Origin of the sequence: Paraflavitalea speifideaquila, from assembly GCF_032395985.1 — a bacterium.
GTDB lineage: Bacteria > Bacteroidota > Bacteroidia > Chitinophagales > Chitinophagaceae > Paraflavitalea > Paraflavitalea speifideaquila.
In genome coordinates, this window is record NZ_CP135920.1 from 7,550,188 (window position 1) to 7,574,103 (window position 23,916).

32 protein-coding genes and 2 pseudogenes are annotated in these 23,916 nt (G+C 44.0%); 7 read left to right on the plus strand and 27 right to left on the minus strand.

Going from position 1 to position 23,916, the window contains the following annotated elements; translation table 11 throughout:
- Positions 1 to 251 precede the first annotated feature (251 nt).
- From RS881_RS61135 to RS881_RS51720, 5 genes are all read left to right on the plus strand, one after another.
- Positions 252 to 380 carry an AAA family ATPase gene (locus RS881_RS61135; RefSeq protein WP_350340346.1) on the plus strand — a complete coding sequence of 43 codons (129 nt, stop codon included), beginning with the start codon at positions 252 to 254 and terminating at the stop codon, positions 378 to 380.
- Entirely contained in the window at positions 322 to 738 is a 417-nt protein-coding gene (locus tag RS881_RS51705) for an ATP-binding protein (RefSeq protein WP_315817961.1), read from the plus strand. The genes RS881_RS61135 and RS881_RS51705 overlap by 59 nt, the downstream gene beginning before the upstream one ends.
- Positions 739 to 1,202: 464 nt before the next feature.
- Positions 1,203 to 2,096, plus strand: coding sequence for a hypothetical protein (locus tag RS881_RS51710; protein ID WP_315817962.1), 894 nt, complete (start codon positions 1,203 to 1,205; stop codon positions 2,094 to 2,096).
- 12 nt (positions 2,097 to 2,108) lie between these two features.
- Positions 2,109 to 2,699 carry a methyltransferase domain-containing protein gene (locus tag RS881_RS51715; RefSeq protein ID WP_315817963.1) on the plus strand — a complete coding sequence of 197 codons (591 nt, stop codon included), beginning with the start codon at positions 2,109 to 2,111 and terminating at the stop codon, positions 2,697 to 2,699.
- Between the two features lie 298 nt (positions 2,700 to 2,997).
- A complete protein-coding gene (locus RS881_RS51720) occupies positions 2,998 to 3,399 on the plus strand; it encodes a hypothetical protein (RefSeq protein ID WP_315817964.1) in 402 nt (133 codons plus the stop codon).
- A 7-nt stretch (positions 3,400 to 3,406) separates the two neighbouring features.
- Here the strand turns inward: RS881_RS51720 and RS881_RS51725 are convergent, their stop codons facing one another.
- From RS881_RS51725 to RS881_RS51815, 21 genes and pseudogenes are all read right to left on the minus strand, one after another.
- Positions 3,407 to 3,829 (minus strand): class I SAM-dependent methyltransferase, encoded by a 423-nt coding sequence (locus RS881_RS51725; protein WP_315817965.1) that lies wholly within the window; start codon positions 3,827 to 3,829, stop codon positions 3,407 to 3,409.
- 155 nt (positions 3,830 to 3,984) lie between these two features.
- On the minus strand, positions 3,985 to 5,625 hold the full coding sequence (locus tag RS881_RS51730; RefSeq protein ID WP_315817966.1) for a glycosyltransferase family 2 protein: 1,641 nt from the start codon (positions 5,623 to 5,625) through the stop codon (positions 3,985 to 3,987).
- Positions 5,626 to 5,734: 109 nt separating this feature from the next.
- Complete coding sequence (locus RS881_RS51735) at positions 5,735 to 6,313, minus strand: transposase (protein ID WP_315817967.1); 579 nt, start codon at positions 6,311 to 6,313, stop codon at positions 5,735 to 5,737.
- Between the two features lie 95 nt (positions 6,314 to 6,408).
- Positions 6,409 to 6,789, minus strand: a complete 381-nt coding sequence (locus RS881_RS51740; RefSeq protein WP_315817968.1) for a hypothetical protein — start codon at positions 6,787 to 6,789, stop codon at positions 6,409 to 6,411.
- 724 nt (positions 6,790 to 7,513) lie between these two features.
- Entirely contained in the window at positions 7,514 to 7,687 is a 174-nt protein-coding gene (locus RS881_RS51745; RefSeq protein WP_315817969.1) for a hypothetical protein, read from the minus strand.
- Positions 7,688 to 7,713: 26 nt separating this feature from the next.
- Positions 7,714 to 7,860 (minus strand): hypothetical protein, encoded by a 147-nt coding sequence (locus tag RS881_RS51750; protein WP_315817970.1) that lies wholly within the window; start codon positions 7,858 to 7,860, stop codon positions 7,714 to 7,716.
- Positions 7,861 to 7,866: 6 nt separating this feature from the next.
- The gene (locus tag RS881_RS51755) at positions 7,867 to 8,487 is read right to left on the minus strand and encodes a tyrosine-type recombinase/integrase (protein WP_315817971.1); all 621 of its coding nucleotides are present in this window, start codon (positions 8,485 to 8,487) and stop codon (positions 7,867 to 7,869) included.
- A gap of 6 nt (positions 8,488 to 8,493) precedes the next feature.
- Positions 8,494 to 8,583: pseudogene (locus RS881_RS61140) on the minus strand (hypothetical protein); the annotation flags it as partial.
- 85 nt (positions 8,584 to 8,668) lie between these two features.
- Complete coding sequence (locus RS881_RS61145; protein ID WP_350340347.1) at positions 8,669 to 8,947, minus strand: hypothetical protein; 279 nt, start codon at positions 8,945 to 8,947, stop codon at positions 8,669 to 8,671.
- A gap of 39 nt (positions 8,948 to 8,986) precedes the next feature.
- Entirely contained in the window at positions 8,987 to 9,337 is a 351-nt protein-coding gene (locus tag RS881_RS51760; protein ID WP_315817972.1) for a helix-turn-helix transcriptional regulator, read from the minus strand.
- A gap of 296 nt (positions 9,338 to 9,633) precedes the next feature.
- Positions 9,634 to 10,875, minus strand: a complete 1,242-nt coding sequence (gene mnmE, locus RS881_RS51765) for a tRNA uridine-5-carboxymethylaminomethyl(34) synthesis GTPase MnmE (protein ID WP_315817973.1) — start codon at positions 10,873 to 10,875, stop codon at positions 9,634 to 9,636.
- Positions 10,845 to 11,015 carry a hypothetical protein gene (locus tag RS881_RS51770; protein ID WP_315817974.1) on the minus strand — a complete coding sequence of 57 codons (171 nt, stop codon included), beginning with the start codon at positions 11,013 to 11,015 and terminating at the stop codon, positions 10,845 to 10,847. The genes mnmE and RS881_RS51770 overlap by 31 nt, the downstream gene beginning before the upstream one ends.
- A gap of 196 nt (positions 11,016 to 11,211) precedes the next feature.
- Positions 11,212 to 11,349 (minus strand): energy transducer TonB, encoded by a 138-nt coding sequence (locus tag RS881_RS51775; RefSeq protein WP_315817975.1) that lies wholly within the window; start codon positions 11,347 to 11,349, stop codon positions 11,212 to 11,214.
- 118 nt (positions 11,350 to 11,467) lie between these two features.
- The gene (locus RS881_RS51780) at positions 11,468 to 11,992 is read right to left on the minus strand and encodes a hypothetical protein (protein ID WP_315817976.1); all 525 of its coding nucleotides are present in this window, start codon (positions 11,990 to 11,992) and stop codon (positions 11,468 to 11,470) included.
- Positions 11,993 to 12,248: 256 nt separating this feature from the next.
- Entirely contained in the window at positions 12,249 to 12,866 is a 618-nt protein-coding gene (locus RS881_RS51785; RefSeq protein WP_315817977.1) for an energy transducer TonB, read from the minus strand.
- On the minus strand, positions 12,833 to 13,069 hold the full coding sequence (locus tag RS881_RS51790) for a hypothetical protein (protein ID WP_315817978.1): 237 nt from the start codon (positions 13,067 to 13,069) through the stop codon (positions 12,833 to 12,835). The genes RS881_RS51785 and RS881_RS51790 overlap by 34 nt, the downstream gene beginning before the upstream one ends.
- A gap of 310 nt (positions 13,070 to 13,379) precedes the next feature.
- On the minus strand, positions 13,380 to 14,216 hold the full coding sequence (locus RS881_RS51795; protein WP_315817979.1) for an energy transducer TonB: 837 nt from the start codon (positions 14,214 to 14,216) through the stop codon (positions 13,380 to 13,382).
- Between the two features lie 68 nt (positions 14,217 to 14,284).
- Positions 14,285 to 14,812, minus strand: coding sequence for an ExbD/TolR family protein (locus RS881_RS51800; RefSeq protein WP_315817980.1), 528 nt, complete (start codon positions 14,810 to 14,812; stop codon positions 14,285 to 14,287).
- Between the two features lie 30 nt (positions 14,813 to 14,842).
- Entirely contained in the window at positions 14,843 to 15,520 is a 678-nt protein-coding gene (locus RS881_RS51805) for an ExbD/TolR family protein (protein ID WP_315817981.1), read from the minus strand.
- A 148-nt stretch (positions 15,521 to 15,668) separates the two neighbouring features.
- Complete coding sequence (locus RS881_RS51810; RefSeq protein ID WP_315817982.1) at positions 15,669 to 15,977, minus strand: MotA/TolQ/ExbB proton channel family protein; 309 nt, start codon at positions 15,975 to 15,977, stop codon at positions 15,669 to 15,671.
- Between the two features lie 26 nt (positions 15,978 to 16,003).
- Positions 16,004 to 16,528 carry a hypothetical protein gene (locus RS881_RS51815; protein WP_315817983.1) on the minus strand — a complete coding sequence of 175 codons (525 nt, stop codon included), beginning with the start codon at positions 16,526 to 16,528 and terminating at the stop codon, positions 16,004 to 16,006.
- Between the two features lie 688 nt (positions 16,529 to 17,216).
- Here RS881_RS51815 and RS881_RS51820 point away from each other — a divergent pair.
- A complete protein-coding gene (locus tag RS881_RS51820; protein WP_315824896.1) occupies positions 17,217 to 18,059 on the plus strand; it encodes a DUF5117 domain-containing protein in 843 nt (280 codons plus the stop codon).
- Complete coding sequence (locus tag RS881_RS51825) at positions 18,032 to 19,552, plus strand: zinc-dependent metalloprotease (RefSeq protein WP_315817984.1); 1,521 nt, start codon at positions 18,032 to 18,034, stop codon at positions 19,550 to 19,552. Before RS881_RS51820 ends, RS881_RS51825 begins: the two co-directional genes overlap by 28 nt.
- Positions 19,553 to 19,630: 78 nt before the next feature.
- Here RS881_RS51825 and RS881_RS51830 read toward each other — a convergent pair whose 3' ends face one another.
- From RS881_RS51830 to RS881_RS51855, 6 genes and pseudogenes are all read right to left on the minus strand, one after another.
- A complete protein-coding gene (locus tag RS881_RS51830; protein WP_315817985.1) occupies positions 19,631 to 20,377 on the minus strand; it encodes a hypothetical protein in 747 nt (248 codons plus the stop codon).
- 26 nt (positions 20,378 to 20,403) lie between these two features.
- Positions 20,404 to 21,090, minus strand: a complete 687-nt coding sequence (locus tag RS881_RS51835) for a vWA domain-containing protein (RefSeq protein WP_315817986.1) — start codon at positions 21,088 to 21,090, stop codon at positions 20,404 to 20,406.
- 89 nt (positions 21,091 to 21,179) lie between these two features.
- On the minus strand, positions 21,180 to 21,695 hold the full coding sequence (locus RS881_RS51840) for an ABC transporter permease (protein ID WP_350340348.1): 516 nt from the start codon (positions 21,693 to 21,695) through the stop codon (positions 21,180 to 21,182).
- Positions 21,696 to 21,743: 48 nt separating this feature from the next.
- Positions 21,744 to 22,036: pseudogene (locus RS881_RS61150) on the minus strand (ABC transporter permease); the annotation flags it as partial.
- A 73-nt stretch (positions 22,037 to 22,109) separates the two neighbouring features.
- Positions 22,110 to 22,382, minus strand: coding sequence for an ABC transporter permease (locus RS881_RS51850; RefSeq protein ID WP_315817989.1), 273 nt, complete (start codon positions 22,380 to 22,382; stop codon positions 22,110 to 22,112).
- A 167-nt stretch (positions 22,383 to 22,549) separates the two neighbouring features.
- Complete coding sequence (locus RS881_RS51855) at positions 22,550 to 23,905, minus strand: NADH-quinone oxidoreductase subunit N (protein ID WP_315817990.1); 1,356 nt, start codon at positions 23,903 to 23,905, stop codon at positions 22,550 to 22,552.
- Positions 23,906 to 23,916 lie beyond the last annotated feature (11 nt).

A 23,916-nucleotide genomic window follows, 5' to 3' on the forward strand; every position in this document is an offset into this window, starting at 1 on the left:
CGAACAGGTAAAGGAAGGCGAACCACGGATGAGCGGCAAGATCATTTTGCAGCAGGAATATATTGATCTTTTCACTACCGGCACCATCTCCAAACCTTCCTTTGGCCCCGACTTTCCTGCTAAACTCGTTACTACCAAAATGGATTGGAGTGATCTTGTCCTCAATCGAAAAACGGCGCAATCCATCAATGATATTAAAATATGGCTTGAACACAATGCTACATTTATAAATGAATGGGGAATAGAAAAAGATCAAACGCGGTTTCCGGTCACTATTCTATGGACCGCCGGGCACAGGCAAGACACTGACAGCAACCCTGCTTGGAAAGCAATTTAAAAAAAGATGTATACAGGATCGATCTTTCACAGGTTGTGTCTAAATACATTGGTGAAACAGAAAAAAACCTGGAGAAAGTATTTAACAAAGCTGAACACAGGGACTGGATATTGTTTTTTGATGAAGCAGATGCGCTCTTTAGCAAGCGGTCGAATGTGCAGAATGCGCATGATAAATATGCCAACCAGGAAGTATCCTACCTGTTACAGCGTGTAGAAGACTTTCCCGGCCTTATCATTCTTGCGTCAAATTTTAAAAACAATATTGACGCGGGCTTTATCCGCCGGTTCAACAGCATGATTCACTTCCCGATGCCAGGCCCGGCAGAGCGTCTCGATATTTGGAAGAAATCACTTCCCCAAAAGCGACGCTTGCTGACGAGATATACCTGCAGGCAATAGCGGCAAAATACGAGCTAAGTGGATCGGCTATAGTAAGCGTAATTCACTATGCATCCCTCCAAACCATTCATAAGAAGAGTATGACGATCTGCCGGCAGGATATACTTGAAGGGATCCGGAGAGAATATGAGAAGGAAGAAAAAGTATTTATTGGAAATGACTAAAATGAACAAAACCGACTTAATCAACACCCTGATCAGACAGCGCAGGTACAAGAGATACCTGGAAATCAGCATGCACACGGAGCTACAAACTTTCACCTATATCAATTGCGGTAAGAAAGTGCATATCGCCTGCGATTCGGCCGGTAATACTTCCCACAAATACGAAACCTTTTTAAACACAATCCGGATAAATTCGATCTCATTTTCATTGACGGTATCCATACGGAAGCACATGTTTTAAATGATATAAATAATGCATACAAAAAGTTTGGCAACGGGCGGAATTATCGTGCTCCACGATTGTATGCCCCCGATGCCTGGCACCAGCGGGAACTGCACGAGTTCCGGGAAGGAGAAAACTGGACCGGTACCGCATGGAAAGCTGTATTAAGACTATTCAATCAAACAACACACAGATGCGTTCTTGTTGACACTGATTGGGGTTGCGGGATCATTGACACTGCCGGGGAACAATCACCCGCCAATCGTGTTCTGCCGGAATTATTAAATTATGAATCGCACTATAAATGGTTGCTCGAATACAAGATCAGTGTGGCCGCTTTTGTTCGCGACCACGTAAAAGTGTTCTATCATCTCGCCTGCATGGGAAACTGGCAACAGGTATTTGAGGAGCAGTTGCAGCTGCTCCATGACAATGGGTTCAGGCAAATGAACATGACCGTACTGGGATGCAATGAAGAATTGCGCACCGTACGCCTCATTGCCTTGAAATATAAAATGGAAATCCATATTCTGTTCAGTGATCCGGAACTTGCTCACTTTGAAAAACCGGCAATAGGGGCGATTGAAAAATATGCGAATGAAAATGAAGGCTATGTTTTGTATTTACATAGCAAGGGGGTTAGCAATCCCGGCGACCACACCAAAACAAAATGGCGGCGGTTAATGATGCGCGAATTAGTGCAGGAGTGGGAATATTGTGTATTGCAACTCCCTAATTTCGACATCATTGGTGTTAATTGGCGCGACATGCCTCCTGTTTCTCATTTCTGCGGCAACTTCTGGTATGCTTCTACGCGTTATCTGCGAACATTGGCCGATTTTAAACAGTATTATCAGTATCCGCGATTTAAAATATGGGATGCGATTAACCACAAGCGACTGGGATGCGAGTTCTGGATCGGGTCGGGAAATCGAAGGCCAAATTTGTTGTCTCTTTTTGCCGCAATATAGATTTCTGCAACCATGAATATTGGCAGAATAATTACAGCACTGCACCCGAACAACGATTACCGTCCTATTCATAGTTTATACACTCAACAAATTCTTATGCATATTGAACAACGCGCCTTCTGCGAGAGAGTAAAAAATCTTTTTCCGGACAAATTCACCAACCAGGATGTTCTTGAAATTGGATCTCAAAATATCAATGGTTCAATCCGCGAACTATTCACGGGCGGAAAATACCTGGGCATTGACCTGGGCTCTGGGAAAGATGTTGACCTGGTATGTCACGGAAAAGACTATTATCGCGAAATACCTTTCGACGTTATAGTAAGCTGTGAAAGCCTGGAGCATGACGAATTTTATGCTGCAACAATTGTCAACGCGATCAGGTTACTAAAAGGGGGCGGCCTGCTGTTGATGACCATGGCATCCTTTGGCCGTCCTGAACACGGCACACATGATTCAGCGGCATTTGCCTCACCGCACACTTTGAATTACTATGGCAATGTGTGCCTTAAGGATGTTGCGCATCTATGCGAATGGGAGCGGCTTTTTTCCCATTTTCGTTCGAATATGGAGGAATGTCGGATCTGTATTTCTACGGAATAAAAGATAATATGAGTAAAGAATTGAAACATAAATTCTTTACTGCGGTGTATACAAATGAGGTAAAGGATTATTGTGACATGACATTTTTCGAAAATCTTTTTTGATAACAGGTAAAGCGCCGGTATATGTAGTTGATAACACTATCGGAACCAGGTACCATAATAAATTAGAAAACCTTTTTTCAGAAAGGATGTACAATAATTTCCGGATTGAGCATTTGAATATCCAGGAACATCCGAAGCAAAGCCAATTTCAAAGAAATGTTTGCGAATCGGTTAATTTTCTCAGAGATATTTATTTGAATAACTTTTCCAATCCCTATTTTCTGATCATCGAAAGCGATGTCATCCCGCCGCAGAGCTTGCTACAGCAATTTGAATGCGCTACCAGCGAACTCGACCTTACCGAGGCTGGCTGGGGCATGGTGGGTGCAATCTATTACCAGGGATTTCATAACTATGCTTTTGACACCCACGACACATTCCTGGAAAGAACCAATCATTGCCTGTCAGGCTGTACCGTTTATAAAAGAGAGTTGATCAGGAAATATCCGTTCAGGTACGACCCGGAAAATCTGGGGCCTTTTCCCGATGCATTTATGAGTTATGATGCCGGCCACGATTTCGCTCTTTGGAATGACCACCGCATTATATGTGATCACTTGCATATTAACGGAGCAAGAATGAGCAGGAACTTATAGTTAGCAACTAATCCTCCAATTTCTGAAGAACAACCAGGCTGTCGGCTTTCGCTACAAGACGATATTTCCTGGTCGCCACGAGTTCGTCAACAAATTTGATCACTCCGGGAAAATAGCCGGCGTAGTCGTGAAAAATGGCATACCCCTCTGTGCATATCCATTCTGAAAATTTTGAGAAATCCTGCCTCACATTTTCATAATCATGAAGCCTGTCGACAAATAACAGGCATATTGGGATCTGCAGGGAAACATCAGCCGAAACACTTATTATAGCCTCGACAATATCCGATAAACCGGCGTTTTCAATATTCCTTTTGAAGGGCTCATATGAAGGCGGATATATTTGAAGCGTTTGGTCTGCTGCTCCCAATTTGCCATCGTGGGGATCGATAGCGTAGATTTTAGCTCCACCGAAGAAATGTTTTGCCACTCTTCCGAAAAGGATGGTCGATTTTCCATGATAGCTTCCGACTTCGACGATAGAATAAGGCGGTGGCAGGTTGGTAAAACAGTTGATGGTGGATGTGATAAGCTGGTCTGCTTCCTTTGCGCTTAACCATCCTTCTACCTGGTTTATTTCCTTTATTATCGGCTGCCGCGGAAACGATTCAACGCCGGGAGGCTCCGGCTGCTTTTTCCCGGCTGAATAGTTATTGAATTTGTTCCGGATATAGGCACGAAGAGGGTCATTGTATTTCCGTGTGACAGGATGAACCCAGTAAGCGTCTTTTTATCAAACGCCTTATCGAGATCGCGCAACGTATATGCCTTTCGATAGTTCACATAATCATAGCTGCAGGGATTTGAAACGATTTCGTATCCCAGGAGGCTCACAAGCGTCGGTAAGGTCACTTCCTCCGAGGCCCAGATCTTTGACCTTTGTATGATTTCCTGCAGGAGTTTATTTGTTGTGAACAATTGTGTAAGCCCCCTTGCTGCCGCCGATGTAAATACAGTAGAAGGCCAGAAAGTCCAATAGACAAATTTGTTGTGTCCATCAGCGAAACTATCCAGGAGAGGTTTCCATAAATCATATTCATTAAATGCCTGCGCGGCAACATGATTAACGTTACTACCCCTGTTTATCTTTTCCGCATTGCGTGAAAGAATCCCTGCATTGGGCTGGGAAGAAAGAAATTGCCCGAGATACGAAGAATATCCCGAACGGATGGCCAGCTGGTCGGAGTCTACGATCGTCAGGCAGTCGAATGCAAAATTGTCGAGAGCAAATTGCATAGCTGCCAGGGCAAAGGAATGCAGGTAACCATGTACGACCGGCACCGGTTTAGGATGGATCACCGCTCCATATTTCTCAAAGGAAAACCGGGGATGAACCAAATCGCGTTTTTCGCTTCCATTGTACAATAAAATAATGGAAGCAGGGTCATGATAATGCAGGTTGCGGACAACATCGATAATGCAATTTTCATTCTCATGAACAAGGCAGGCATAAATATTCCGCACTGGCTTGTGCACTTCTACATCTTCCTGGCAATGATTGGTTCGTACCGCGGCGTTCGCGTTTGGCATATCATAGTTATCATTGCTGTAAAAATTCCAGTCAGCGCCCATGATGGTCTTTATCTCTTCAACCGGGTAAGTATGCCACCAGCTGTCGTGTGTTTGTTTTGGACTTACATTGTTATTATGTATCATATGCACCGACATAGTTGAATCCGGAAGGACCCTGACGCGGTGCGGCGGAATTTTCCAGACAAACAGGCCATCCATGCCCACATTGATATCTGCAAAATGGTTGATGCGCCATGATTCCTTTTTATAGCATAATGAACTTCCCAATAGCCAGATGCGCTGGTCTGGGGGATAAACATACCGGTATGCCAGTTTATGACGCAGGTCAAAATAAAGCAGCTTATTGATCCCGCAAATATCAATATCGGCAGATTCGAGCGCATTTACCTGGTATGTCAAACGTCGCGGAGCATACCAGTCGTCATCATCCCAGTTGGCTATAATACTTCCCGAAGCATACTCGCAGGCCAGGTTGAGTTTAGCACCAAGGGTAATTTTAGCATCCAAATGATAGTAGCGGATACCGCTGATATCCGGAACCAGGTCTTCAATGGCATCAATACTGTCGTCGATTATGATCAACTCCTTATTCTCATAATCCTGTCGTAAAAAATATTTTATGGCATGAGGTACAAATGAGCGCCTGTTATAAGTCGGCATAATGCAGGAGACAAGCGGTTGTTGTTTACTCATTATAACAGTTTCAGTCAAAAGTCTTAATGAAAATATCTTTCGTTTCCTAATTAAAGTGAAAGAAGTTGGCGCAAACATATTGTTCTCACTGGAGTTTCCTGATAAGGCGCTAATTCGGGTATAAGTCGAGTTGTATAGCGTCTGCCGAAATTCCAGTTTTTCCTTTATAGTTTACCCCATGTAAAGCGATGTTGTCTTTCTTTAATAGTTCAGCAATGCCATCGGCCATAGCGTAATTAAAGAAAGTTGGTATACCAAAGAATCGTTTGGATAGAATAAAGATCTTCTGTACCATAATTTTTAGTTTTACACTGTGCCCCATATAAATACTGGTAAAATAGGCAATGGCATTTATGATGGCCGTTATATTCCGAATGGCATTATATCTTCTTCCCCTTACGTCTTCCAGGTTATAAGATTGTTTGATATACCGGTAGCACTCCTCGCACTTCCATCTGGTGAGATAAATTTCAACAATCCTGTAGATGGCTTTGCTTTCGCGGGTATTGATCTGGCGGTTCGTAATCAGTATCATTGGCTCTTCTCCGAAACCTATTATCACCACTGCATTGTACCATTTTTCAGGCTGATCGAATATGGCCACACGTGTAACACCAAATTTAATATTGAGCACCGTCTCGCGGCCATCGTCAATTTTGGTAATCTGTCCCCGGTGAGATAGCGACATATGACGATGCAGGCGTTCTGCCTGCACCGGAACAGCACCACCATTGCTGTTATGTGTTAACAGCCATCCGTTGAGTTTTAACCGGGTTACAAACTTTAGCTCTTCGCTATCAAAAAATTGAACAGATTAACATCGTCGCCCTGTCTGTCCACGGCCCAGGTACCGACAGTGCTGATATAGGCCTTAACCTTGCCGATGATATCTTTCATCTTTTCGGGCATGCTTACATATCCTTCTTCCTGTGACGAAAATGCCTCGCAATATAAGGGTACAATTTTATTGTGTTCCAGGTTAGCACCCGTTACCTGGCATAAGTGGTAGCCACGGGCCTTTTCCTGCTCACTGCCGTCATAAATCCCACACAAGTATTCCATAGCCTTCGCATAGGGCTTCATAATGTCGCCTGGGTCAATAGCAAGAACCATGTCTTCCGTTATTTTATCATCGCCCAATCGCAATATCTCATTATTAAGCACTTCCGTAAAATCCTCGTCAGCCAGGTTGCGACTTAACCGGTCCTCTGTTTTAATCAGGGGATATCTTCCTGAAGTGACCGGGCTATATTAGACAACTTGATGTCCTTGCTGGCCTGGATCCCGTACATCAATTCCTTTAGCAGCCGCTGTTTGGGCTTGGTGAACTGCTTTGAAATGATTCCTGAAAATTTACTAAGTTGCACCTTGAAACGGTGCGTCCGTAAAGAATTTGCGTCCATGATCGTATGAATGTTAAGGTGGTACTTGCATTTTACGAAATTGGACGCAATTTTTTGAGGAAACTATTTTCAAAGACAACTTGACAGCTATCCGTTCAACTCACATTATAAAATTGAAATTTGCAGCCTTGCAGTATTATAATTGCTAAAAGCCACTAACAACAGACATTTGAGCCGCTATGACTCCAGATTTTGAGGAAACTCCAGTTAAATTTTCATATTTTCTTTCTAAAAATACGCAATTAAATGCAAGATTTTGGGGTAAAATATGAAACTAATCGGTTTTCTTTTAATAATACCGCAACTACTTCGATTAGCGTGGTTTGTATAATAAGAGTAACCAACTGGTTCGGATGTTTGCCGGACGTTTACCGGATGTTTCGGACCTGTACTTCCAATTAACCAATTGTAACATTTTTACAAGCTCTTTTGAGATAAAGCCTTGAACTATTTCAACTACCGGGTTTTCCTCTGTAGTTCGCGCATTACCTCTTCAACTGATTCTTCTGCAAATACCGCTCAACATAATCATCCACCGAAAACGGCGAACCGGCATCCTGCTTTGTCACCCACTCCAGGATTTCCGATTTCTTAAACTGATACAGCTTGCCCATTTTGAAATAAGGCATTTTCTCATCGCAACATTTGGTGTAGATCACGTTTAAATCCAGTTTAAGAAATTCCGCTACTTTTTTGCCGGCATGATCTTTTCCTCTGAATGATTTTGAAATGCCATCCGGGAAATATCCAGCAATTCACTAAGCATACTTTTGATATGCTGTATATCAGCTTCCATTTTCTCCAAACGTTGTTCCATCGGTGATATATCCATGCTTGATTAATTTAAATGATTAATGATCACCTTACCTGCGGCCTTGGCCCTATTGGTATCAGGTACCTTTGCATAAATCTGCGTTGTTTTCACATGCTTGTGATTAAGCATCTTACTTACTATATAAATATCCTCTCCTTTCTCAATTAAATCGGTAGCATATTTATGCCGCCAGTTATGGAACTTGGCTTTTTCCAAGCCCACTTTGCTGAACCACTCTTTCAATTTTGTTCTTACGTGGTGATAATTTAAATCGGGAAATACCAGTTTATCGCCATCCTGTTTTCCACCTAAAATATGTAAAGCCTGATGACTGATATAGTGTTTAAATGATCGTTCTGGTTTCGGATCAATAATGTACACATACCAGGCATTTAATGAAGTTGAATAATGAAAGTCGCTCCACTTCAATATTTTCAAGGCGCTGAATCGAAAGCCGGTTAATAACGCAAATATTGACGATTTGAAAACCAATTCATCCTCCACTGGATTTTCTAACAACAATTTAAATTCTTCGTCATCAATGATCTGCCGGAACGTTTCTACATTACTGATACGGGGAACCCGTTGTGTGTGATCTTCGGTTAAATATTTATCAAGGAAGGCACTTTGCACAATCAGGGCCAACTTATCGTAATATAAGGTAGCTGAATTCTGGTTAAGCTTTGTGTGCTTCGACTTTAGAGAATTGGTAGTCAACAAATACTCCTTGAACTTTTCCAAAAACCTTTCATCAATATGCCGGAATTTTAAGTGAGCACCCTTCCACTTTTCAAGTATTTAATAGCAGTTTCGTAATGTATGGTATCTACTTTGTCTTTTTGCTTTCCACGAATGAAATTTTCAGCATAGATACAGAAATCGCCCTCAATACATCTTTATTAAAAATGTTGATTTCTTCCAACATCAGCAATTTCATTCGCTTTTTGTAGATCTTTTCTGCTATCCCAGTGTACAATTTATTCTCTTGCTTTTCCAGGTCCGTTGCCGGAACCGCATACAAATGAAGATTCAGAAATTCTCGCCTGGTATACTGTTTGGTTTGGGGATTCCAAACCGGCGGATAGTAATCTATGTACAGGCTAATCTTCCCGTTCTTTAATTTTTTTCTTTCTCAATATGCCTCTCATACATTACCATATTTGGTTTTGATAAATTCAAGCACCTGGTTTTTATCAAACAAAAGTTTACGTCCGATCTTTATCCTGGGGAATGCACCATCAGCCATCAAATTAAAAATGCTTCTTCTGCTAATTCCGGTCAATACCGATAACTCTTTTACATTAATAAGGGCCTTCTCCCCTATTGAGGCTGAAATAGCTTTCCCTTTCGAACCACCACTAAGCAGTTGATCCATTTCACTCCTGGATTCGCTTACTGATGCCTCTACCTTCTGCCCCTTAATACGTAGTTTGTAATTACGCTTTGCACAATCATCTGAACAGAATTTTGTTACGGTGGTCTTGGCCGTAAACACCTTTTACAATGCAAACAAACTTTCTGTATTCTGATATTACTGCTCATTTCTTTCGATTTGTGCCGATGCGTTGAGGTATCCTTTATTGCACTAAAAGGCATTAAAGAGCATATTAGTGCAATACTTTCTTTAGAACCTTTAAAATTTGTACCTCGCACCTGCTATCCGAAATTCACAGGAAATCGTCCAACAAAAAAATAAAACGCAAGAAAATTAAAGGAATCTGTTAGAATACAGTCCTGATAAGCATTACGTTAGGAAAGTTGATGAAAACAAGAGAAAGCAGAAGAAAGGCCTTACTTCCCAATACAAAACTTACTAAAGATATAATCCAGCTGGTCTTCGGTGGTAATCTCACCAGTGATCTCGCCCAGATAATGTAGACAGCGACGAATATCTAACGCCAACAGATCACCGGAAATCTGATTATCGAGGCCCGCGTGAATGTCTTTCAATGATTTCAATACTTCCTGCAATGCATGGTAATGGCGGGCATTGGTTACCACGGTATCTTCTGTTTGTAGTTTACCCTGCAATACCATATCTACCAGTCGTTCTTTCAGCACTTCAATATGCAGTTGTTGTTTGGCCGCTATGAAAATGATATTTGCCCTGGCATCAAAATTGTTACGGATAGCATCACTAGCCAGATCGGCCTTATTACCCACCAGCAGGTATTTGAGCTGCCGGTTATCCAGATCATGCGTTACAGCTTCCAATTGAGCCACAGTTGTATCCTGCACATCGAATAAATAGATCACCACATCGGCCTGGGCCATTTTAGCCAGGCTTCTTTCTACACCAATGCTTTCAATAATATCACTTGTATGTTCACGAATTCCAGCCGTATCCACCAACCTAAACAGGATGCCATCAATATTCAATATTTCTTCAATAGTATCGCGGGTGGTGCCGGCTATTTCACTTACAATGGCCCTGTTTTCATTCAGGAGGGCATTTAAAAGGGTGGACTTACCCGCATTGGGTTTACCCACAATGGCCACCTGTACGCCATTTTTGATCACATTGCCCAGTTTAAAGGAATGCAGCAATCGCTCCACAGCATCCTGTGCCTCCCGGATGAGAGCATAAAACCTCGACCGGTCGGCAAACTCCACATCCTCCTGCGAAAAATCCAGTTCCAGTTCTATCAGAGCCGAGAATGACAATAGTTGATCCCTTAACTTCCGCAGGATCTCTGAAAATCCGCCACGGATATTGTGCAAGGCGGCCCTTCTGGATGCCTCTGTATTACTGGCTATCAGGTCGGCCACAGCTTCGGCCTGGGTAAGATCCAGTTTACCATGTAAAAAAGCACGTTGGGTAAATTCACCGGGTTTAGCCAGCCGGGCACCCAGGTGTACACAGGCCTGTATTACCTGTTGCTGAACAAAAGGTGAACCGTGGCAGGAGATTTCAATTACATCTTCCCCTGTGTAGGAACGTGGGCCTTTGAAGAAAGAAACAACTACCTCATCCAATACTTTTTCTCCTTCCTTGAGGTAACCTACCTGGATGGTATGAGAAGGCTGGAGCAAAAGGTTTTTGAGGGAAACAACTGGTTGATGATCTCAAATGCCTGGCTGCCACTGATGCGTATTACGCCAATAGCCCCAATTCCCGGGGGTGTTGCCAAGGCTACAATGGTATCATCCCATCCCAAAAGCTTTGCTGCCATATTGTGTTCATTTTAGGACCAGGCCCATCCCTGTCCAAAAGCAGCACAAAAGTAAGTTACCTGGTTGGGAAACAAAACAGTCCCGCAAAAGCAGGACTGTCGGACATTAAAATCAGCTCCCGAGAAGGGATTGTCCAGTTCAAAAACTACTATTCGTCGTTCAACTTGAAAACGATGGGCTGGCGTTTGTAGGACTTCACGTGCCTTCCATTCTGGACGGCAGGCTCCCATTTACCGCTCTTTTAATCACTTTGATAGCAGCGTCCCACAACTCTTTGGGCCCCGAAACAGCCTCTACATTACTTACAACCCCAAAACTGTCTACAATGAACATGATCTCTACCTTGCCTTGAATTTCATTGTCAATGGCCTCCTGCGGGTAATTATTGCCCAGGTTCTTATTCAGGAACCTTGCCCAGGCCGGCGACCCGCCCGGGTATTGGGATTCAATTTCAACCTTTGCAAAAGGGCTCCATAGTCTGTGTCATCTTTTTAATGACAGCCGTAATTCCTTTCTCAGCACCTTCTGCCGGCGGTCCTGCCAACCCTTCATCTTTTACGCCATCCACATTAGCAGTCCCAATTTTTACATCTTCCAGTTCAGCGTTCGTTGGTGGCTGCTCCTCGGGTTTTACCGCTTCATCCGGGACAATTTTCAATTGGGTGAATTGTTTGGTTTCTACCGGTTTTTGTTCGGGCTGTTTCATGGGCGGAGGCTCTTCGATTCTTTCTTCCTGGTCAATCAACTTTAGTTCATTGTCGGGAATAACGATCTCTTTGACAATTTGATCATTGCTACTCATATTGGCGAAGAGATAACCGCCAAACAGCAGTAAAATAAGCAACAACATAACGGCAATAGATACCAATAAGCGGCGTTTATACGATTTACGTAGTTCGTATGCACCGTAAGACTTATTCCGCCCCTCGAATATAATATCGAGTATATCGGCGGTCAGGATGTTTGAAATCTCCATGGCAAATAGTTTTAAATGAGATGCCCTGGAAAATGGTTTCCACAGATATTTATTTTTTTGTCAGGCTTGTGAATTATAGGAGGTATTGCATCACTATCATATTGCAGCCTTTAGGTGTAAGATATTTTACCTACACATAAGAAATGTCAGATTTTCTGGCTACATAGCCGTTGTATAGCTATGAGAGGGCATAAAAATCCTCTCCGGACTGGAGAGGATTTCACAACCTTTAATTAGCTCGTTTATCCATCTGTATTTAGTTTGAATACGATGGGTTGTTTTTTGTAGGATTTAACCTGACGGCCATTCTGAATGGCTGGTGTCCATTTACCACTTTTTTAATTACCCGTATAGCTTCTCCACGTAATTCCTCAGGCCCACTAACTGCTTCCACATCACTTACATTGCCTTCTTTGTCTACAATAAACTGGATCAAAACAGTGCCCTGGATCTCACTGTCACTGGCTTCCTGCGGATAGCGAAGTGTTTTGATCAGATAACGCTGCCAGGCTAGTATACCACCAGGGTATTCAGATACTGTTTCTACTTTGATAAATACCTTCTCCCAATCTTCTTCTACTTTCTTGGGAGCTTCTACCACCCCTTTACCAGCATCTTCGGCAGGAGGAGCAACGATCCCCTCATCTTTCACACCTTCCTGGTTGATGGTACCGATTTTGGTTTCCTCCAGCTTCTCTACTTCGGGTGGTTTTTCTTCTTCCTTCACATCTTCATCTTTTACGATCTTGGGAGGGGTGAATTTAGCCATTTCTACTTGGGGAGGTTCTGGTGGCTTCGGAGGTGGGGAAGGTGGTGGTTCTTCCTTTTTCTCTTCTTGTTTCATCTCCTCCAGTTGCACGTCCTGTACCACCATGTCTTTTTGTCATCATCCAGACCCAATAAGGTCGACATGGCATAACCGCCAAACGAAAGCAGGATGATAGACGCAGTTACAATAAGGGCAGTCATCAGCCGCTTATTGTAAGTTTTGCGTAGTTGATAAGCACAATAGTCCTTATTCCTTCCTTCAAAGATTATATCAAGAACATCGGCACTTAGAATTTTACTGATTTCCATGCGTATGCTTTGTAATAAGACTCATGGCAACTAAAATTCCATATGCCTGCCGGCGTTTATCTGAACATTTTAATTCGGGGAATCTTAACTTATTAAAGTTCAACATCGAAAACAGGTATGATAGCAACACTTAATCAGGTGGCGCTGTGGATATCCCCAGTAACCGTACCTGTCAGTTAGCTATCATCCATATTTCAAACTATTAAAGGAGAAGTATGCATAGACCAGGCAGTAAAATGCCTGGGAGGTAAGCGCAAAAAAATCCTCCCCGGAACCGGAGAGGATTTTACAATCATTTAATCTGCTGGTATTAACCTTCTGTTTCCAGACGGAATACGATGGGTTGTTTTTTGTAAGATTTAACCTGACGACCGTTTTGAACGGCAGGTGTCCATTTACCACTCTTCTTGATTACCCGTACCGCTTCGGAACGTAATTCTTCAGGGCCACTAATGGCTTCCACATCACTTACGTTACCTTCTTTGTCCACAATGAACTGGATCACAATAGTACCCTGGATTTCATTGTCGATAGCGTCTTGCGGATAGCGAAGCGTTTTGTTGAGGTAACGCTGCCAGGCTGCAGAACCGCCGGGATATTCAGATTCAATTTCCACTTTGGTAAAGGTCTTATCCCAATCTTCTTCTACCTTCTTGGGAGCTTCAACCACACCTTTACCGGCATCCTCAGCAGGAGGAGCAACGATACCTTCATCTTTTACACCTTCCTGGTTTACGGTACCGATCTTGGTTTCCTCCAGCTTTTCTACTTCTGGTGGTTTTTCTTCTTCCTTCACATCTTCATCTTTTACGATCTTGGGAGGGGTGAATTTAGCCATTTCCACTTTGGGAGGCTCTGGTGGCTTGGGGGGGCGGAGGAGGAGGCGGTTCTTCCTTTTTTTCTTCTTGTTTGATCTCCTCCAGCTGCACGTCCTGCACCACCATGTCTTTTTGTCATCCATCTGGCTTAAGAAGTTTGACAGTACATAACCACCAAACGAAAGCAGGATGATAGACGCTGTTACAATAAGGGCAGTCATTAGCCGCTTATTGTAGGTTTTGCGCAGTTGATAAGCACCATATTCTTTATTCCTTCCTTCGAAGATAATATCAAGAACATCAGCGCTTAATATTTTATTGATTTCCATACGTGTGCTTTGTTATAAGATGCATTGCAACTAAGATTCCATAAACTTGCCGGCAATTATTTCACATTTTACTTCCCGGAAGCCTTAACTAACTGAAGTTCAACGTCAAAAATATCTACCAGGGCATAGCGCTTAACATCGTTGATGGTCATTTCATCCAGGATATCAACGGTATTTTTATAGGTTGCATCAGGGGTTGGCTTTATCACCACCACAAAATCGTCCGGATTGGTCGATTTCTTCTTATTGATGATTATGTCCCTGATCTCCTTAAAACCGGTGTTCTTGAAGTTGTTACCATCAGGTGCCAGCTCCCCTTCATAATAGAAGATGGAATTGTCTTTGGCCAGGATAAGGGTCAAAGCACCAGAGGCTTTTACCTTATTTTGCTCCTCAGGCTTTTCCGTATCCTTAGGCAGGAAAAGCCGCATAGCTGTAGGCTGACTCATCGTAGTGGTGAAGATAAAGAACGTGATGAGCAGGAATCCCAGATCCACCATCGGCGTTAAATCAACGCGGGTAGAAAGCTTTTTCCCTTTCTTTACACCAGGCCCTTTTTTATGTCCCCCACCCGACGAGGTATCCATTTCTGCCATATCGCAAATTTTTTAAAATTAGAAACTTGTTTACTCATCTGTCGCCCTTCCACCAGAGGCTTCATTTTTCTTCCACAGCTCAGTGCCGGGAGGAACACCTTGGGGATCGGTGATCATGGAAAATTTAAATATCTCATTCTTTTTCAAGGCATCTATGATGCCTTTGAACGAGGGATATTTAGCGTCATTGTCACCTTTTACCAGCAGGTTCATTTTCTTACCCTGAAATACAGTGGCTGCCGCCCTTATCCAATCTACCAATTGATTATTGGCAGTATCAACAGGAATACCGGTAGCTTGTTTTTCAGTGAAAGTTTTTGCCTGTTCGGGTGATAACTGAAGATACGATTTTAATTGCGTAAAGGGTACACCGATTAGGTTACCTGGATTTGCGAAAGCCTTCTTTTCTGCAGCGGTGAGAGACAGGGCTTTAGACTGATCGATCAAGTCGATCAATTCAGCCATTTCTGGCTTGTTGTCGTCACCAATTGAAAAAAAGATCTTGCCTTGCTTATCCATTGTCACCAACACCACGTTTTTTTGCTCTACAGCCTTGGTAGACACAGACTTAGGTGTAGTCACCTGCACATTGTCCGGAGCCTTGAACTTCGTGGTAAGGATGAAGAACGACAACAACAGAAATGCCACATCGCACATCGCCGTCATGTCGATCGTTGTACTTTTCCGCGGTACTTTAACTTTTGGCATGATTTAAAATTTCGATTTTCTAACAATGAGATGCAAGCTCAGCCAATTTCCATATTTACCTGTCGCAACCTTGCCGGCTTTGCCTTCTAGCCTTAACCAGGCATTCGCTCAACCGGGCCATGACGGATAAACTGGTCTTTCCTTCACCTTATTTGTACAGTGAAGCAAAGCTTTGTGTTAAAGTAAAACCAGATTCGTCAATACCATAAGTGATACCATCGATCTTAGTGGTAAAGATGTTGTAGAAAATGATGGCAAAAGCAGAAGTACCGATACCCAATGCCGTGTTGTACAGGGCCTCAGAGATACCACGAGACAGTTCTGCTGCAGCACCGCCACCACCTTCAGCACCAAGGGCAGAGAAGGAAGAGATCATACCCAATACGGTCCCTAACAGACCCAACAGGGTAGCTACAGAAGCGATGGTAGACAGGAACACCAGGTTCTTTTCCAACATGGGCAGTTCCAGTGCAGTTGCTTCTTCTACTTCTTTTGAATAGACAGTACTTTTTGTTCTGTATCCAGCTCAGTATTGGAAATCATTTCCTTGTACTTGCGCAGACCAGCTTTCATTACATTACCTACACTACCTTTTTGCTTATCGCACTCAGAGATAGCCTGATCCACATTTTTATTAGCGAGGTGATATTGCACTTTGCGAATAAACTCAGCAATATTTCCGGTACCGGTAGCTTTGCTGATGGTCAGTAAACGTTCAACAATAAAGGTGACTGCCGTCAGAAAAGTGGCAATCAATAAAGGCACGATAATACCCCCTTCATACATCTTGATCAATCCACCTTTTGGTCCTTCATGTTTGGGCCAAAAGCCTCCGGTTAAATCGGGTTTAGTAAAGTTACCTGCAGCGCCCAAGCCAAACCTCCAGATCAAATAACCTGCAAGAATACATACTACTGGTGCGATCCATGAAATAGCATTGCTACTTTTCTTTGGTTGAACAGATGTACTACTCTTCGCGGCGGGCGCAGTTGGTTTTGTTTCAGCCATGATTGTGTTTTTTTAGTGTTTGAAAAAATTAGTCTATCTGTAGTTTAAAAATTAGCTCACAATGCTAATGAAAAATGCTTTTCCACAGGCGATTTTAATCAAGAAAAATTTTTGACAGGGTTCACAAGATAAGGAATTTCCTAAACGGGTGCGCTAAAAATAGGCGTTTTGATTGAATAAAACCGCGGCGAATGTAGAATTAATTTAAAAACAAAACATTCATACAGAGGGCTTTTTAATGCTTTGCTAATCTGCCTGCACAAACAATTTTGCTACCGGTTATCATTAACACAAATCAAATGACCTCTTCGGCCCAAAGCAGGTTTTTTACCTATCAACCTCCCTTAACTGCCTACAAGCTTCAACCTTTGGGAAACCCCACCCAACCAGTGGGTTTTAACCATTGGTACAATCCTCCCATATCCTTTGAACCCCTTTTCCTTATCTTCAGCCATTAAATAACAATTAACATGGAGAAAACCCTCAATCTGAGAAGATCTATTTTTTTGATTGTGGCTGCCGGCAGTTTGATCTCCTCCGTCTCTGCTCAAAATAGGAGACCGAGTACAGCTCCCCCGACTGCTGATACCACTAAACCCCGTACCGCTACACTCCCCCTCCTACCCCCAAACCAGGCCCTAAACCCTACAAAGAAATCATTACGGATAAGGCCATTTCCCGTCAAGGTCTGTTCGCCGTTCATAAAGTAGAGGATAAATGGTATTTTGAGGTAGCCGACTCTCTCCTGGGCAGGGATATACTGATAGTAAACCGCATTTCCAAAGCCCCCGCCGATACCCGTGCCGGCTTCTTTGGCTATGCCGGCGATGAGATCAACGAAAATGTTATCCGCTTTGAAAAAGGCCCCAACAATAAGGTTTTTCTTCGCAATATCTCTTTCTCCGTTTATGCAAAGGATTCTACGAAACCAATGTATAAATCCGTTCAGAACTCCAATATTCAGCCCATTTCTGCCGCCTTTGATATCAAAGCCTTTTCAAAGGACAGCACTGGCTCGATCATTGACATGACCGAATATATTGGTGGCGATAATGATATCTTCTTCTTCGCCTCTTTCTTCAAAAGCGCTCTCCGTATCGGAGGATTACAGTCCGATAAGTCATATATCGTTGATATCAAGACCTACCCCATCAATACAGAGATCAAAACGGTAAAAACCTACAGCAAAATGGCGGCGCCCTCCACTATTCCCGGCTTAATGCCTTCGGGACCAACGGGAAATGCCACTTTTGAGCTCAATACCTCCGTAGTCCTTTTACCTAAGGAAGCCATGCGCCCCAGGTACTATGATGACAGAATTGCATATTTCACCACGGAATACACAGATTTTGATGCCGATCCCCAGGGTGTGAAGGATATCAGCATGATCACCCGCTGGAAACTGGAGCCCAAAGCGGCCGATCTGGAGAAGTTCAAACGTGGCGAACTGGTTGAACCTCAAAAACCCATCATTTATTATATCGACCCAGCTACACCCGCTAAATGGGTACCCTACCTCATCCAGGGGTAAATGACTGGCAGAAGGCTTTTGAAAAGGCCGGCTTCAAAAATGCCATCATGGCCAAGATAGCTCCTACCAAAGCGGAAGACAGCACCTGGAGCCTGGAAGATGCCCGTTATTCGGCCATCGTTTACAAACCTTCCGATATTCCAAATGCCAGTGGTCCGCATGTACATGATCCTCGCAGTGGCGAGATCCTGGAATCGCATATCAATTGGTACCACAATGTAATGCGCCTGCTGCGCAACTGGTACCTGATCCAGGCATCCCCCAGCGATCCCCGCGCCCGTAAAGCCCAGTTTGATGATGAACTGATGGGACAACTGATCCGCTTCGTATCCTCACATGAAGTAGGCCATACCCTTGGTTTACCCCACAATATGGGTTCATCAGCCGGCACACCCGTTGAAAAGTTGCGTGATAAAGCCTGGGTAGAAGCCAATGGACATACTGCTTCTATTATGGACTATGCCCGTTTTAACTATGTAGCACAGCCAGAAGATAATATCAGCCCTGCGGGTCTCTATCCCCGTATCGGAGAATATGACCTGTTGTCTATCGAATGGGGTTATAAACCCATTCTGGGCAAAACCGAAGACGAAGAAAAAGCAGTGTTGAATGACTGGATCAAAAACAGTTATAACAATCCCCGTCTGCGCTTCATTCACCAAAATGGTATTGATCCCCGTGCTCAAACCGAGTCTTTGGGTGATAACAACATGAAAGCCAATGAATATGGCATCAAAAACCTGAAATGGATGTTGCCTAAACTGGCTGGCTGGCTCAATGAAAAAGGCGAGAATTATGAAAACCTCGATGAAGTGTACAATGAATTGCTTGGTCAGTTCAGCCGCTACCTGGGCCATGCCGCTACTTACGTAGGTGGTATCTATACTGATTATAAGACCACCGAACAGGCTGGTGAAGTATATGCAGTGGTGCCTAAGGCATTGCAAAAGGAAGCGATGAGCTTTATACAGAAGAATTATTTTGAAACGCCTTTCTGGTTGCTCGATAGGAGCATCCTGGATAAGATCGCTGCTCCTACCAGTGACCGCGTAAGTACCCTGCAAGACGGATGGTTGGCTACTTTGTTAAGTACCAGCCGTATGCAGCGCCTGGTTTCTTCTGCTAACCGCGATGCAGCCGCTTACCGCCTTGACGAGTTCATGGAAGACCTGAAGAAAGGTATCTTGAGTGAATTGGCTACCCGCAAACCAATTGATAATTTCCGCCGTAACCTCCAAAAGTCTTATGTTGAAAGACTGGGTGCTATTGTCGCCCCTGCTCCAGCAGGAAGCTCCAACATGGGAGGTTTTATTATTTCTTTCGGTCCGGTGATCGATCCGAAAAAGTCGGATATCACCTCTGTAGCGAAAGGCATATTGCGTTCACTGAAGGCAGAAATTGCCGCTGCCATTCCAGCTTATGGTGATAAAATGAGCCGATACCACCTGCAAGACCTGAACGATCGTATTGGAAAGATCCTCGATCCCAAATAATACAGGTATTACTGACCTTTTACAACAATGGCCGCCCCATCGGGAGCGGCCATTGCTTTTACCATCAACGATGGTCTGCTATTGTTTTCCTTTCTTAAAGTTGTAGTTGGACGATTTATTCGATTTCTGGTACATTTTCTTATCCTCTTCCCGCATCTGTTTTACCTTGCCTAATTCCCTGCTATAGGCTGCTATGGATGCTTCCTGTTTCTTTAATTTATCGGAAGGGATACTTTGTTGTTTCTTTTGCAGGCGGATCACGGCCGAATCGGCCAAGGCGCGGGCTTGCTCATAGTGGCCGGCATCCACACTTGACAGTACGGCATCGAATGATTCAGTGGCTTCAAATAAAGCGATCATTTCCTCTACGAGTTTGTTCTCCGAACTTTTCACCAGGACTTCACTGGCTGGTTCCAGGTACAGGATTTTAGTGTCCTTAATGGTTTGAAAGGTGGAGGCATCGGTAAACTGTAAGTGACATTTGAAAGCCACTGCTCCACCTGCAGCGCCGCGGCTACGGAACTTGAACAGGATACCTTTTTCATCCCTGGCATAAACATCATTCAGCCGCACCTGAACAGTATTGCCTTTTATGTCGTAGGGATAACCATAGGCTTTCACACATTCCATTCCTTCGGGAATGGTTATTTCAACCAACGAATTCTGTGCTACTACACTCAACAGCCCTTTTAATTCAGCAGCGAAGATGGCTGGTACCTTATCCGGATTATCAATAAAATAATAATTGGCCCTGCCTGTTTCGGCCAGCATGGTAAGCAGGTCCTCATTATAGTCCGCTCCCAGGCCAAAAGTGGATAGCGCCACTCCCTCTTCCAGGTATTTGGCAGCGGCTATCTTTTGATCTGTTCAGGATCGGTGATGCCCATATTAGCCAGCCCGTCTGTCATCAGTAAAACACGGTTTACATAACCGTCTTTTTTGGTATTGATCACCTGTGTGTAGCCTTCCAGCATTCCACCAGTCAGGTTGGTTGACCCACGATCTTGTAAAGCCAATATCTTCTTGATCAGCGCTTCTTTATTCTTAACGGGGGCTGATGGACTGGTTATTTCTACCCGGTCATCATAATTCACAATACTCAACACATCCTCCTGGCCAAGTTGTTCCACCACAAAAGCTGCCGCTTTACGGGCAAAGGCAATCTTATCGCCACGCATAGACCCGCTGCGGTCCAGTACCAGGGAAATATTAAGCGGCACTCTTTTCTTCTCCTGAAAAGTTTCAAGGCCCCTCACCTGGAGATACACATAAAATTCCTGGGGATTACTGGTCGACAGAAAATATTTGTTATCCGCCTGGGCCAACCAACTCACGGCCCCGGATGAATCCCAACCTGTTTCCTGTGAAGCATTAGGCGCTGGTAAGGAAGGTGTAATAATCGTTATCTCCCTTTCTCCAACGGGCGCGGGCTTGGGCCGTTTACTGGTTCTAACAGGGTCCTGGGAAACAGCCATGCCACAAGCCATCATAAAGATACCAGCAGCAAATCCCAACAGGGGTAGCAGGAATTGTTTCATAGATGTGTTTTAAGTTAAGTGTATGCATAGGGGATGCATAGCGGTTACTTTTACACGCATCAGGCTGCTAAAGCTATGTTAATAAAGGATTATTCGTAGCGCAGGGCTTCAATGGGATTGAGCCGGGAAGCCTTGATGGCAGGGTACAGGCCGGCGCCCAATCCTACCAGGGAACAGATCACCACGCCGGCGATCACCCAGTTCCAGGGAATTACAAAACTGGTAGACAAGAGTAAACCTGCAATATTACCCACTATGATGCCCAATATAATACCGATGGCAGCACCCATTAAACTGATGATCACTGATTCCAGCAGGAACTGTGTTTGAATATTGCCCCTTTTACCGCCAATGGCTTTCACCAGGCCTATTTCTTTGGTACGTTCTGTTACGGCCACCAACATGATATTCATCAAACCAATGGCGGCGCCTGCCAGGGTAATAACCCCAATCAGGACGGCGGCGATGGTAATAAAGCTAAGGTTGCGCATCAGCATTTCAACGATGCTGTCGCTTTTGTCAATGATAAAGTTGTCTTCTTCTGTAACATTCAGGCGGCGGATGGGCCTGAAGAGGCCGGTAGCTTCGCCAATAGCACCATCCATTAACTTAATATCAGGCACTTTTACCTGGATGGAAAAAGAGGCATTGGCGTTGGAATTGAAATAGCTACGCACATTGGAATAGGAAGTAATGACGGCATTGTCCAGACTGCGGCCCAGGGTTGATCCCTTGGCAGCCAACGACCCCACAATGAGAAAGGGAATATTATTGATCTTGATGGTCTTCCCTACCGGGGCTTCTATGTTTTCGCCAAAGAATTTTTGGCTACATCCCGGCCTATGAGGCATACATTCCGGCCGGATTGAATATCGAGTGTATTGAGATTACGGCCAAAGGCAATGGTGAAACCATTCAGATCGGTATAGTTTTCATCACCACCCAATACCCATACATTGGGGTTGGTTTTTTACTGCCGGTCGATACAATCGCATTCCTGGACCCGAACATATTCATACTCACCTGGGAAGGAAACTGATAGGTAGCTTTAAAGATCTCGGCCTGTAGTTTAGTAATGGGCTTACCTTGATTGGACTTTTTCGCCCTTTTCTTGCCTTTTTGTTCTTTTTGAGTTGTGACCCTCCTCCAAAAAAATTGCGGGGCTCCCGGAAACGAATGGTAAAGCCGGTGGCGCCCATGGAAGAGAAGCTTTCCAGGAATTTCTGCTGAATGGCAGCAATAGCTGTATTGATACCTATCAATGCGGTAATGCCCAAGGCAATAATTGCCACAGTTATTCCCGTACGTAATCTATTACCACGTACGGTTCTGAAAGCTAAGGAGAAGCTATCCCGGAATGTCATATAATATATGTCTCACTAAAGTAAGAAATATTACTGAACAGCAGGAAGAAGCCATGGTAAATGGCAATCACATTAAAAGAAGTAATTAAGTTTATCTAGTAGCCATTGGGGAAGATACCCAACAGCACCAAAATAGCGGCCATGATGACCAGCAGGCCCTTGAAAGCTGGCGTTGTTTCCATTTCCTGGGCATCACCTTCTTTAAAGTACATCGCCTGTATAACACGGAAATAGTAGTATACGCTAATGGCGGCACAAAGTACCCCCACAATCACCAGCCACATCACATGACCATCATTGACGGCTGCAGCCAGCATAAAGAATTTGGCCATAAAACCGGCTGTTCCGGGAATACCAGCCAACGACAGTAAAAAGATAGCCATGGTGGCTGCCAGTACGGGCTGACGCTTGGCCAGGCCATTAAAGCCTTCAAAAGTATAATCCTTCATTTTGATCAGCACGGCAAATACCCCGATAGTGGCCACGCTGTAGGCAGCAGTATAGAAGATGAGGCCCTGCCTGCCCAGGCTATTCATAGAAACCAGGGCAAACATCATAAAGCCGGCCTGGGCGATACTGGAATAAGCCAGCATACGCTTAACACTTTGCTGGAATACGGCCGTGATATTACCAATGATCAGGGTAGCTGCGGTAACGATGGCTACTACCAGCCGCCAATGGGGATGTAACTCGCCAAAAGCATCATCAAACAAACGCAGGAAAGCGATGAATGCCGCCGATTTTATAATGGTAGCCATGAAAGAAGTGAATACGGTGGGGGCGCCATCGTATACATCGGGTGTCCAAAAATGGAAAGGGGCGGCTGATACTTTAAAGGCCAAAGAAACCATCAGGAGTAATAGACCGGCACTGATCATGGGCGTCAGGGCGGTATTACCCATACCAATCACTTCCAGGTTAAAGCTGCCTTTGGCGCCATAGATCAGGGTAATACCCATCAGCATCAGGCCAGTTGAGAAAGAGCCCATGAGGAAATATTTCAGGGAAGCCTCATTGCTTTTCAGGTTCCGCTTATCAGTACCGGTAAGGATATACAAGGGAATAGACATGATCTCAATACCCAGGAACAACATCAGCAAAGTGTTGAAAGAAGAAGAAATGCTGATACCACAAAGGATGAAGAAGATCAGTGCAAAATATTCAGGTACACTACGGCCTACTTTTTCCATATCCCGGCCCGACAGTAAACTATAAAGGAAGGTGCTGCCAAAAGCAATGGTGTTAAAAAGAAGGCTGAAGCTATCAAAGTAAAGCATGCCATGTACATTCACCTTGAAAAGGGTTGTACCATTCATCTCCAGTACATTAACCGCGATCAATAAAGCAAGCCCGGTGAGTGCGGTGCCGCGTATAACAGCATTGTTCTTGCTGAATATTCCGCTGAACATCATCACTACACCCCAGATAGCCGATATTACAATTGCATTCATAACTAAAATCT